The organism is Pseudomonas sp. NCHU5216, from assembly GCF_052156495.1.
Lineage (GTDB): Bacteria > Pseudomonadota > Gammaproteobacteria > Pseudomonadales > Pseudomonadaceae > Aquipseudomonas.
Window position 1 is genome coordinate 1 of sequence record NZ_JBQLIX010000072.1, and the last position, 10,331, is coordinate 10,331.

Genomic DNA, 10,331 nt, shown 5'->3' on the forward strand with positions numbered 1-10,331 from the left:
GATGGAGCTATTGCTACGTGACGAGGTTCACCGGCAAGCTCGGGCGCTGGAGTAGATTTGTGGGGATTCCTCAGGGTCAGAGGGCCATTGATACTCAAACGATTCAGCGGTGCTTGGAATGTTAAACGATTAAGTGAAGCGCGGAGTTTGCTAGTGTTTACGTATAGTTTTGATTTGAAAGGAGGGTTTATTGGGCGCTTGTTTTTGCCGGTGGCTGTCTATGTGTTTTCAAAAGATATGAAAAATAGACTTTTAGCCATTAAGCGCTATCTCGAACCAGCAACGGTGTAATAGATCGTTCTAGTTGACCCGAAAGGTTATGGGAAAAGGTAACAGATGTATTGTAGGCCAACTTTCCCAAGGGGTTGTTGCAACACCTTGTCGTATAGGAATACCAGTGCATTGAGCGCCAGATTCTGTGTGGCGACAGCCACCTTGCGCTCAACGGCCAGCCAGGAGAGAAAAGCATTGACCTCGGTAGCGCCGAGCTCCAACGGATGACGTAGCTGATGGAAGCGGATGAAATAGCGAATCCAGTACCAGTAGGATTTTTCCGTACGGATGCTGTAATGGTGCACACGCATCACTGCCCTGAACTGCTCTTGCAAACGAGGTTTGCTGGAGATCTCCATGGCCGACTCCTAGGCTGTATTTTTGTACAGTGGTAATGGTAGAGCAAAAAGAGGAAGTCAAGCGAATACGTTGGCAGGATAGTGGCTAGGCGGTAATGTATTGATTTAAATGGTTTTATTTTGGGCGTGCATGACGATGGTGCGGAGTTAGATGGAAGGCTCTACTATCGCGTTAGTACCGCCTTCCATCTAATCACTGTTAGGTGTAAGTCATGATCAGCAAGGACGAATTTCATCCAGGAAAGCTCTACTACATGTGCTCTTTTTCTTCGAATGAAATTCCTGTACCAGAAATAGAACCCTATATCCTAGAGCGGGCTGACGAATCGGGGCTTCATTTTATAGGCCCTAGAGTTCTACATGCACATAAAATCCTTCAAAACCTCACACCTAGCGAGAGACAATCAATAGAAAATATTCTTGCTGAAAATCGTACTCTTTACGTTCCATATGCTGAATTAGAAGCTCTATTTGAAACACCATCTGGAGCAATCGAATTTCTGAAAAACTCGCTTTCCAGCAAGGCGCTTAAGGAGTACCTGTAAATAATGCAGCATCACCTAACAAGTGGTTCAAATCGTTCGCTGCGCTCACTGGGACGGGCTAAAGCCCGCCCCCTTAACCAAACGTTAGCCAACAAGGAAAACTATGAGCGTTAAATCAATTATTTGCGTAATAACTGCCGCCCTTCTTTCGTCTTGTGCTTTGACCCCGCCAGTAGTTAATTTCGAAGGCCAGAGCTTTGCCAATCCTCAGCTTAAACGTGATGTAACAAATATGATCATCATGACCACGAACGCTAAAGGTTGCTCTGAGATCGAAAAAATCGAAACATCCGTGATAGAAGAGCCTAATGGTGAACCAGGCTATCAAGAGTCAGCTGAACTCTGGCGTGCGCACGGTTGCAATCAAAAATTTGATTTTAATGTTGCATTTAAAGGTGACGGAAGAGGTGGCTCTTACTTTCGAATTGGATTTACGAAGTAAGTTGGCTAACAATTGCATCAAATTCGTTCCGGCCCTGACGGGCCTCCACCGGACGGCCTTGCCAGGCCGCCGATTATGCAAGCGTTATGTGCTGTGAGCGATATGAGCTTTAACCTAGAAGTGGTTCTTGATGGTTTGCGGGTTATCTGCGCGGATCACGAAGAAAGGCTAGCTTTACTGTCTGGCTCTGAATCGGTGATGGATGAGAACTTTGATTTCATTGTTCTTGACTATCTCCCCGGGGCAGCCGAGGCAGGTCTGATTCCGCCCGACACAGCTGAGACCATCGAGCGTCTCTTCAAAGAGGCAGATGAGTTCCTGAGCCCCTTAACCTGGAAGCAAGAGGATGTCTTGATGAAGGCCAGACCGGCGAAGGTAAAAGCATGGCAAGAGCAGGCCCGCATCTGCATAGAGCAGATTGAGGCACATAACAAGAAACTGCAGCCGATCGCTTCGCGTCGGCTGAGTTAAGCGTTATAAGCCTTCCGCATGAAAATCATATCCGCAGCAATCTTAATAATGCTTCTAGCAGGCTGTGACACCTATTACGGCCTAGCACGCCGCATCAATTCAGATCATGTAGTTCAACATGAATGCATTAGAGATGCACTGAGTAGCATTGATGGAATACATAATATCCAGCACAAACAAACAGAAGGCGGAATACCGCTAACGCTGACAGGCCTGCAAGAACCAGATCAAGTACATTACTATTTCTATGAAGCAGGCAGTCTTAATGGTTATATTTACATCAGTACAAATTACGAGCGCAAAACAGAAATTGCCCAAGCTTATGGCGCTTTGAACGTCATTCCTCCACAAGAAGACATAGATAAAATTCGTCCACTTATGGTAAAAATCGAAGCGGCCTTAATGGAAGTGTGCAAGATTGAAAATATAGAAACACTCGTAAAAGAGACGTGCAACGGCGTTACCTGCACCTAACCATCGGCTTATAACAACTGGTTCAAATCGTTCGCTCCGCTCACCGGGACGGGCTAAAGCCCGCCCCTTAACCAAGCGTTATAAGTCATTCGTGCGAAGGAGAAAGATTTGAGCCATCTGTATACATTGATTATGGATTATGATGGTGGTACCTATGTATCCCAAGTAGTATCTGATGATTTAAATTTTGCAGCTTCTAAGTGCATCGAGTCATGGGATATTTCTGGGTTAGAAAATGTCATTTCGGAATTAGATAAAAAATTGATATTGATGAATTTGAAGTATGAAGAATTTACTCCACTGAAAGGAATAATTAATGTCTGGTGTGGCTCTGTCTTGCTTAAAGGTAAATTCATTGTTATGAATTTAGTGCTTACAATAAATGACTTATAACAAGTTGCTAAAGTTCGCCCACTTTATGGGCTGGGACCTCCAAAAGCCTGCGGCTTTTCTCGGCCCCTTAGCAAAGCGTTAGGCAAATGCACCATGCTTAAATCTCTATTCAGTCGATGGCATGTTAAATTTGGAGTTATTAGTACCGCTAAAAACGGAGGAGACTATGTTTCGAAAGAAACTAGGGTAATCTCAAAATCAGAAAATGTTCGATATGGTTTAATTTTCTGGAATAAAGGCGTTGAGAGCTTTGAAGGCTCAATTGTAAATTACCTTCCATCCAAGCCAGAAACTATAAATCCAGTATATCTTGGCAAAGCCATTATGACCCCAAGGGGCTTTAGCCTTCAAAGAGAACCTGAAACACACATCCAAGGTGCGGTACGCATAATAAAAATAGAGCCCGGCGATCCACTAGGAAAATACGAGGTCGACATCATCGTTAATGGCAAAACCATAAAGACCATTAAATATCAGGTCATTGAGTAATGCCTAACAAGTGTATATGGACTCTCCCCACAAGTAGTGAGCAAAGCTTTGCTTTTGCACCTGTCGTCAGCGCGGTTGCATTCGTATATCCGGCCTGTTGTGGGCGCGCACGCCCTGGCCATTCTGTAGTTCGCGCAGCGGGGGGCCAAGCGTTCAATCGATCACGGGGATCATCATACTTATCGGCCTTGTTCCGCTGCAGGGCTCGCCTGTTCCGACAGTTTCGCTATTCACCACAACCACAAGAAAACCATCACACCTTTCTGATTACCCCCCGCCGTCAGGCGGGCTTGACGCTCTGCCAATTGCCACTGAACCGCTGCTCATGGCACCACACCGCCCAGCAGATCCGCACCAGCTTGTTGGCCAGCGCCATAGCACCCTTGTTGTGGCCGATCCGCGCTGCCGTCTGCACAGCCCGGCGCTGCAACAGCATCAGCTTTTCCGGCGTTTGGGCCTGGCAGCGTTTTGCGGCGAGTATGGTCGCACGTAGCGAGGATGTAGCTGCTTCACCCAATGACCGAGCGATTGCGCCAACCGCCCCCAGTAATGCGCTGTGCCGCAGGCCTCCATCACCCACTCGACCGGCTCGGCCTGCTCCTGTATATATCGTCTGAGCGCCTCTCGGTTCAGCCGCTTGCGCTGCACCACCTGGCCGTAACGGACACTCTCGGCAACTTGGTAAACGGACTTGGCCAGATCAACAGCGATGCGCTTCATAACGGCTCTCCCAATTTCAGCTATCACAGTGCTCCGGTATAGAACTGTGGCGTGGGGGAGTCCATTACAGCATTCAAATCGCTCGCTTCGCTCACTGGGATCAGCGAAGCCGACCCCTTAACCAAACGTTGAAGCTGTAGAAAAACCTGCTGTCAGCCAATCCGCAGGCTGATAATCTCCAGCTCATCCAATCGCAGGGAGGCACCGGGCGATGCCGCGGTTCAAGGCCGTTCATAAGGGACTCAAACTGCTCCCGATCGACTTCGACAAACAACTGCTGCCCGGCACCTTCGAGCACGCCCTGTGCTACCTGGTCGATCACGAACTGGATCTTTCCGGCTTCCATGCCCGCTACTGCAACAGCGTCGACGGCGCCCCGGCCTACGATCCGGCGGTGCTACTCAAGATCGTTCTGCTCGCCTACAGCCGCGGCATCCTCAGCAGCCGCAAGATGGAAGCCGCCTGCCGTGATCATGTGCTGTTCATGGCGGTGTCCGGCGACAGCCAGCCACACTTCACCACCCTCGCGCACTTCGTCTCCAACATGGGCGAGCTGGCCGCCAAGCTGTTCGCCCAGGTGCTCGCAGTCTGCGACCGCCAGGGCCTGATTGGGCGCGAGATGTTCGCCATCGACGGGGTCAAGCTGCCGAGTAATGCCAGCAAGGCCAGAAGCGGCACCCGAGCCGATTTCCTGCGCCAGGTCGAGAAGATGGAAAAGGCTGCCGCGGCCATGATCGAACGCCAACGCCAGTGCGACAAACAACCCGAGGACGAGGCCCTGCGCGCCGCGCGTAAGCTGGAGCGCCTACAAGCCGACGCCCGCCAACTGCGCGCCTGGCTCAAGGACAACCCCGAGGATCGCAAGGGCGCCAAAGGGCGGATCAACCTTTCCAACCGCACCGACAACGAGTCGGCCAAGATGGCTACCGGCAAGGGTGTGATCCAGGGCTATACCGGCGTTGCCGCCGTGGACGAGAAGGCACAGATCGTCGTCGAGGCCCAGGCCCATGGCACGGGCGCGGAGCAGGCCCTGCTCGAACCCGTCATCGAGGCCACCAGCGCGCTACGCAACGCCGACACCCGTTACACCGCCGATGCCGGTTACCACAGCCGCAAGGCATTGGAGCAACTGGAAGCCGCGGGCATTACTGCATTCATTCCCGATAATGGCTACCGCAAGCGTGATCCGCGCTATGCCGGACAAGACCTCCACACCGAGAAACCCGACCCGCTCTGGGACAAGCGCCCCAAGCGTGTCAGCAGCCGCTGCTACGTCCCAGCCGACTTCCACTTCGATCCCCTGCACAAGACCTGCACCTGCCCGGCGGGCAAGCAACTCTATGGCAACGGCAGCCACTGCCTGATCAAGGGCCAGCCGGCGATCAAGTTCAAAGGTGCGCTGCGCGACTGCCTGAGCTGCCTGCAACGCCAGCGGTGCTTGCGCACGCCGGAGAAAACCGCGGCGCGGCAGGTGGCGTTCATCCTGCCGAAAACCGAACAGGACAACGCCCTGAGCCGCATGCGCCGGCGCATCGACAGCGACCTCGGGCGCACAATGATCACCCGACGTTTCGCCACGGTGGAACCCGTGTTCGGCAACCTGCGCCACAATAAACGCCTGGATCGCTTCAGCCTGCGCGGGCGGGAACGGGTGGATGGGCAATGGAAGCTCTATTGCATCACCCACAACATCGAGAAACTGGCCAACCGGAGAGCCTGGGTATGAAGGGTGTCGCGTCTCGCAGGGCGGTCTTGATGCTTCGATGCGGGTCACAGGAAAAACCAGACAACCTCAACAGCCCCAAAACCACCGTACCTCGTTACCTACCCGACTTCTTCAGAAAAGTGCGGTGAGGACTGGGGGGCGAGATGTTTTTGGGTTTTTTCTACAGCTTCGTTAGGTACCAAATGGAAATTGATTGGGATGCCCTAGCAAATCAATACAAAGAACTCGTAAATTCACCTGCGAGTTCCGAGCAAAGTCGCGCTATCCAAAAACTTATCGGCAAAGCAGCGTCCACGCTTCCAAAAGAAAATTCTGAATCTTTTGCGTGGTTCAAGTCCGCACTGAGTCAAAGCCCGAGTAAGTGGTTCGTAGCTAAAGTCATGGCGCTAGCTACACCTGTTCCACGCTCAATGCTTGACCCCCTGGTGCTTGCAGCACTGCTTGAACCGAATCCAAGCGCCACTAAAAATTTCATCGAACCTTGTGTGCGCTCGTTCGATACTCAAACCGTCAAGAGTCGTATCCAGGCCTTATCTAACGAGCCTGGGGTAAGGCAAAATAACGGTGTCGAGAACGCAACATATTGGCTGTCGCGTATTGGAACCTAACTAGTGGTTCAAATCGCTCGCTCCGCTCGCTGGGACGGGCTAAAGCCCGCCCCTTAACCAAACGTTATAGGAATCGCTCTGCCTCTATGCACAACGCAATAAAAAAATACGTACCAATACTCTTCCTAAGCACAACCATCGTGTCGTGTTTAAATTACTTTTATTATCAAGCAGCCATTCAAATCTCCCAGGCACAAGCTGGCACGATCCCCAAAAGTCTGATTTTAGAAATCATTGCAACAATTGCATTTCATCTTATTACCCTGTCAGGATTACCATTAGCCTTGTATGCAAAGAATAGACCCCTTGCCGCTTACATGGCTCTTATCATCCTGGGCGGAATTTATATAACCTACATGACTGGGGCCAACGCAGCCGGCCCAGCAATAACAATTATCGTTTTTGGCTACTTGGCCTTTTACGGCTACTCAAAGGCCAAAAGCATTTACAGCTACTACCGGAATAAATAAAAACTTGCCGACCTCCTATAACAACTGGTCCAAACCGTTCGCTTCGCTCACTGGGACGGGCTAAAGCCCGCCCCTTAACCAAGCGTTATGTGTTCGGTTTAATCAAGAGTGGTCGATGAATTATGAGTGAAACTAAAATTACAACGAAACAAGCATGCCTGGTAATGATTGCGTTTCTTGAAAACTATTATTCATTGACTAATGCAGATGAAATTGGGGCTTTGCTTGGCGGTTTATCATTGCTGCCCGACGGCAGCAGCGCAGATCCAGCATCAAAAAGTGACTGGGATAATGCTATACAAAAAGTATTATCGGGCAAAATGAATGCGCAGCTTCAACTCAAGAGCACATAACAAGGCGCTGTTGTCGCTACTATCGTGACGGAAAAGGTGACAGATTTATTTGTTGTGCTCTTCGTTGTTTGGGAAGGAAAACTGTCACATTTAAGGTGTTCTCGATAAATGAAGTTTCTCACCTGAATGGCCGATTTTTTAGCTCCATACCGTGCAGGGGTAAAGATGAACAAATCTGAACTATCGAATATCTACCGAGACTACATCGACTGCTTGAACCGGCAGGATTGGCTTTCGTTGGGGCGCTTTGTTCATGAGGAGGCTACTCATAACGGCGTGCACCTCGGCGTGTCAGGTTACCAGCGCATGCTGGAGAAGGACTTTTCCGAGATTCCGGATCTTTCCTTCAATATCGAGTTGCTGGCTTGCGATCCACCCTACATAGCCAGCCGGCTTCGCTTCAACTGTACGCCCAGGGAGAAATTCCTTGGCCTGGATGTTTACGGAAGAAGGGTGTCCTTTACCGAGAATGTCTTCTACGAGTTCCGCGACGGAAAGATCGTGCAGGTTTGGTCCGTCATCGACAAGGCGGCTATCGAGGCACAGCTCCTTAGCCCTGGCGACCCGAACCAGTCCTGACCTCTCAATCGAGCGAACGCCTGCTCGCGGCGGTGCTCATGTCGAACCGTCGGCGGGCGCAACGCTACCAGCGGGTAGCCTGGGTTGAGCAAAGCGATACCCAGGATGCAGCAGACGATGGGGTTCGCATTGCTCTACCTATCCTGCGGGCTTTCTCGAGCAGACTCAGGCGGCGATCGATAGCCCTCACGGATGCCGAGGGCGGTGCATCGTCATTTCGGACCTATTACGCCGGCGACACTGAGTATCTGTTCGCGCAACCAGATGCTGGCGGCATCCTCATGGTTGCGAGGGTGCCAATAGGCGTTGAGGGACAGCGATGGCAAAACGATCGGTGGCTCGAATAGATCCAGGGAGGTGGAGAACTGCTGCAGCAGACGACGCGGCAGCGTACATAGCAGATCGGTGCCCGCCACCAGTGGTGGTGCCATGGCGTAGCTCTGAGTCGACATCACCACCTGGCGGCTGCTGCCGAGCTTGGTCAGAGCGCGATCCACGATGCCAGAGAAAGGGTCGCCTGCCGATGAAACCAGCAAATGCGGCAAAGAGCAGAATGCCGCTAGATCCAGTTCACGCTGCCCGCGTGGATGGCCTTTGCGCTGTGCGGTGACGAAGTAGTCGGAGAACAACTGACGACCCACCCAGCCTTGGTTGATGGCTTCACCAATACCGATGAATAGATCGATCTCGCCTTCTTCCATCTGCAGGAATAGCGTGTCGGGATCGGGTAGGACGAAACGCAGGCGTGCCATCGGCGCCTGCTCGCGTATCCGGTTGAACAGCTCGGCGCCCAGCATCAGGGCTGGGTTTTCGTGCAAGGCCACGACGAAAGCCCGCTGGCTGGTGGCGGGATCGAACACCACGGGCTCCAGCAGTGCCGACATACCACTTAGAACCTGCCGCAAGGTTGGGCGCAGCGCCAGAGCGCGTGGTGTCGGCAGAACCCCGCGCCCAGCGGGCGCGGCGATGAACAGCCGTTCGCCGAACACCCGGCGTAGGCGCGCCAATCGAGCGGACATCGCGGGCTGGCTGATGCCCAGGCGCAATGCGGCGTGAGTAATGTTCTGCTCATCCAGCAAGGCGTCCAGGGTCAGCAGCAAATCCATGTCGATACCCGATGGCAACTTCATGTCGGTAATCTCCTTAACAGGCCGTTGAAAAACGTAGGCGAGGCGGCCAGTGCAAGGCAAAAACAGGCGAAAAAGCGCAGTTTACGTGTTGTAAATGAGCATTTTGAGGCTGTTTTTAACGCAGCAATGGCAACGCAGGTAGTTTTTCAACAGCCTGTTAATTCTCCTTGCGGTCGGTATAGATGACTGGCACCCAATCATAGCCCCCGGAGGCGCTGGTACGCAGGTGGCCCATGCCGGGGAAGGGCAGATGTGGTGCGGCGATGAGGGCTCGCTCGCGTGCGAACTCGGCGAACTGCGCTTTACGCACGGAAGCTGCCTTGGCCTGGTTCTGATCGAAGGTGATCGTCACCCCTGGCATGGGGAACTGCACTGCTGCAACGTGGATGAGGTCGCCGACGAAGGTCAGGCTCTCGCCAGCGCTGGTCAACCGATAGAAGGCCGAGCCTGGTGTATGCCCGGGATGGAGGGTCGCTGTGATACCTGGCAGCACCTCCTGGGTTGCTGCGAACGTCTTCAGCTTGCCCGCATCCATATAGGGCTTCAGGGTCAGTCTGGCGATATCAAAGTAACGCTGTTCGTAACCTGTCTTCTTCTGGTTGCTTTCATTGAAGAAGAAGTCGACGTCGGGTTTGCCGACATACACCGTGGCATTGGGGAAAACGCGCTGTCCATCCTTGACCAGGCCGCCGGAATGATCCGAATGGGCATGGGTGAGCAACACGTCGGTCACGTCTTCGGGCTGCAGGCCCTGCGCTGCCAGGCGTTCGGGAAGACGCCCGCCATTGCCTGGGCCGAACAGTTGGCCGGCTCCTGTATCAATCAGCACGGTGTGCCCCGGTAGCTTCACCAGATAGACATTGATCGAGGTTTCCAGAGGGTTGCGTTGGAAACTCCTCATCAGCAGTTTGTCGATGTTTTCTGGCGTCGCGCCTTTGAGCAAGGCATGCGAGTCGATGGGGATTGTTCCATCGCTAAGGAAGGTCTGAAATAGGCCGCTATTTCTGGCCGTCTTCGGTCACTGCCGATTTTGAAAGAGCCCATCTGATCGAAAATGCTCAGATAACCCGCTTGTTTCTCCGTTTCTGACCTCCGCACGCAGTCTGCGGAGGCCATTTTCCACATTACAGACGCACCTATCCTGCACGTTCCAACAAATATCGGCGCACCATCCACAGATTAGACAGAGCGAATAACGTCACCATCTGGACGGTGTTCTTCGCCAAGCCACGAAACCGCACCTTGGTGTAACCAAACTGGCGCTTGATCACCCGGAACGGGTGCTCGACCTTCGAGCGT

15 protein-coding genes and 1 pseudogene are annotated in these 10,331 nt (G+C 52.5%); 11 read left to right on the plus strand and 5 right to left on the minus strand.

The window, feature by feature from the left end:
* Positions 1-317 precede the first annotated feature (317 nt).
* Positions 318-632: a phage integrase N-terminal SAM-like domain-containing protein gene (locus tag ACSVIK_RS25655; RefSeq protein ID WP_442446956.1), complete on the minus strand. Its 315-nt coding sequence runs from the start codon at positions 630-632 to the stop codon at positions 318-320.
* Positions 633-844: 212 nt separating this feature from the next.
* Here ACSVIK_RS25655 and ACSVIK_RS25660 point away from each other — a divergent pair, with 212 nt between their 5' ends.
* The 6 genes from ACSVIK_RS25660 (at position 845) to ACSVIK_RS25685 (ending at position 3,446) form a co-directional block, all read left to right on the plus strand.
* On the plus strand, positions 845-1,177 hold the full coding sequence (locus tag ACSVIK_RS25660; protein WP_442446957.1) for a hypothetical protein: 333 nt from the start codon (positions 845-847) through the stop codon (positions 1,175-1,177).
* Between the two features lie 103 nt (positions 1,178-1,280).
* Positions 1,281-1,619, plus strand: a complete 339-nt coding sequence (locus ACSVIK_RS25665; protein WP_442446958.1) for a hypothetical protein — start codon at positions 1,281-1,283, stop codon at positions 1,617-1,619.
* Positions 1,620-1,721: 102 nt separating this feature from the next.
* Entirely contained in the window at positions 1,722-2,090 is a 369-nt protein-coding gene (locus ACSVIK_RS25670) for a hypothetical protein (protein WP_442446959.1), read from the plus strand.
* Between the two features lie 18 nt (positions 2,091-2,108).
* On the plus strand, positions 2,109-2,564 hold the full coding sequence (locus tag ACSVIK_RS25675) for a hypothetical protein (protein WP_442446960.1): 456 nt from the start codon (positions 2,109-2,111) through the stop codon (positions 2,562-2,564).
* Positions 2,565-2,672: 108 nt separating this feature from the next.
* Positions 2,673-2,957, plus strand: coding sequence for a hypothetical protein (locus ACSVIK_RS25680; protein WP_442446961.1), 285 nt, complete (start codon positions 2,673-2,675; stop codon positions 2,955-2,957).
* 93 nt (positions 2,958-3,050) lie between these two features.
* Positions 3,051-3,446, plus strand: a complete 396-nt coding sequence (locus ACSVIK_RS25685) for a hypothetical protein (protein ID WP_442446962.1) — start codon at positions 3,051-3,053, stop codon at positions 3,444-3,446.
* A 280-nt stretch (positions 3,447-3,726) separates the two neighbouring features.
* On the opposite strand, the pseudogene ACSVIK_RS25690 reads toward ACSVIK_RS25685, so the two are convergent.
* Positions 3,727-4,166, minus strand: a pseudogene (locus tag ACSVIK_RS25690) (hypothetical protein).
* Positions 4,167-4,377: 211 nt separating this feature from the next.
* Here ACSVIK_RS25690 and ACSVIK_RS25695 point away from each other — a divergent pair.
* The 5 genes from ACSVIK_RS25695 (at position 4,378) to ACSVIK_RS25715 (ending at position 7,902) form a co-directional block, all read left to right on the plus strand.
* Complete coding sequence (locus ACSVIK_RS25695) at positions 4,378-5,892, plus strand: transposase (protein WP_442446963.1); 1,515 nt, start codon at positions 4,378-4,380, stop codon at positions 5,890-5,892.
* 182 nt (positions 5,893-6,074) lie between these two features.
* Positions 6,075-6,500: a hypothetical protein gene (locus ACSVIK_RS25700; RefSeq protein ID WP_442446964.1), complete on the plus strand. Its 426-nt coding sequence runs from the start codon at positions 6,075-6,077 to the stop codon at positions 6,498-6,500.
* An 86-nt stretch (positions 6,501-6,586) separates the two neighbouring features.
* Positions 6,587-6,970 carry a hypothetical protein gene (locus ACSVIK_RS25705; protein ID WP_442446965.1) on the plus strand — a complete coding sequence of 128 codons (384 nt, stop codon included), beginning with the start codon at positions 6,587-6,589 and terminating at the stop codon, positions 6,968-6,970.
* Positions 6,971-7,092: 122 nt separating this feature from the next.
* Positions 7,093-7,323, plus strand: coding sequence for a hypothetical protein (locus ACSVIK_RS25710; RefSeq protein ID WP_442446966.1), 231 nt, complete (start codon positions 7,093-7,095; stop codon positions 7,321-7,323).
* A 165-nt stretch (positions 7,324-7,488) separates the two neighbouring features.
* The gene (locus ACSVIK_RS25715; protein ID WP_442446967.1) at positions 7,489-7,902 is read left to right on the plus strand and encodes an ester cyclase; all 414 of its coding nucleotides are present in this window, start codon (positions 7,489-7,491) and stop codon (positions 7,900-7,902) included.
* Between the two features lie 212 nt (positions 7,903-8,114).
* On the opposite strand, the gene ACSVIK_RS25720 is transcribed toward ACSVIK_RS25715, so the two are convergent.
* The 3 genes from ACSVIK_RS25720 to ACSVIK_RS25730 form a co-directional block, all read right to left on the minus strand.
* Entirely contained in the window at positions 8,115-9,032 is a 918-nt protein-coding gene (locus ACSVIK_RS25720; protein ID WP_442446968.1) for a LysR family transcriptional regulator, read from the minus strand.
* A 157-nt stretch (positions 9,033-9,189) separates the two neighbouring features.
* Complete coding sequence (locus ACSVIK_RS25725; RefSeq protein WP_442446969.1) at positions 9,190-9,975, minus strand: MBL fold metallo-hydrolase; 786 nt, start codon at positions 9,973-9,975, stop codon at positions 9,190-9,192.
* A 193-nt stretch (positions 9,976-10,168) separates the two neighbouring features.
* On the minus strand, positions 10,169-10,331 hold a 163-nt coding region (locus ACSVIK_RS25730; RefSeq protein WP_442446970.1), incomplete at its 5' end, for a transposase.

What these genes read in the sequence shown, in the direction of transcription:
- ACSVIK_RS25655 (WP_442446956.1), bottom strand. Translation starts at nt 632, where the DNA reads ATGGAGATCTCCAGCAAACCTCGTTTGCAAGAGCAGTTCAGGGCAGTG.
- ACSVIK_RS25660 (WP_442446957.1), top strand. Translation starts at nt 845, where the DNA reads ATGATCAGCAAGGACGAATTTCATCCAGGAAAGCTCTACTACATGTGC.
- ACSVIK_RS25665 (WP_442446958.1), top strand. Translation starts at nt 1,281, where the DNA reads ATGAGCGTTAAATCAATTATTTGCGTAATAACTGCCGCCCTTCTTTCG.
- ACSVIK_RS25670 (WP_442446959.1), top strand. Translation starts at nt 1,722, where the DNA reads ATGAGCTTTAACCTAGAAGTGGTTCTTGATGGTTTGCGGGTTATCTGC.
- ACSVIK_RS25675 (WP_442446960.1), top strand. Translation starts at nt 2,109, where the DNA reads ATGAAAATCATATCCGCAGCAATCTTAATAATGCTTCTAGCAGGCTGT.
- ACSVIK_RS25685 (WP_442446962.1), top strand. Translation starts at nt 3,051, where the DNA reads ATGCTTAAATCTCTATTCAGTCGATGGCATGTTAAATTTGGAGTTATT.
- ACSVIK_RS25695 (WP_442446963.1), top strand. Translation starts at nt 4,378, where the DNA reads ATGCCGCGGTTCAAGGCCGTTCATAAGGGACTCAAACTGCTCCCGATC.
- ACSVIK_RS25700 (WP_442446964.1), top strand. Translation starts at nt 6,075, where the DNA reads ATGGAAATTGATTGGGATGCCCTAGCAAATCAATACAAAGAACTCGTA.
- ACSVIK_RS25705 (WP_442446965.1), top strand. Translation starts at nt 6,587, where the DNA reads ATGCACAACGCAATAAAAAAATACGTACCAATACTCTTCCTAAGCACA.
- ACSVIK_RS25710 (WP_442446966.1), top strand. Translation starts at nt 7,093, where the DNA reads ATGAGTGAAACTAAAATTACAACGAAACAAGCATGCCTGGTAATGATT.
- ACSVIK_RS25715 (WP_442446967.1), top strand. Translation starts at nt 7,489, where the DNA reads ATGAACAAATCTGAACTATCGAATATCTACCGAGACTACATCGACTGC.
- ACSVIK_RS25720 (WP_442446968.1), bottom strand. Translation starts at nt 9,032, where the DNA reads ATGAAGTTGCCATCGGGTATCGACATGGATTTGCTGCTGACCCTGGAC.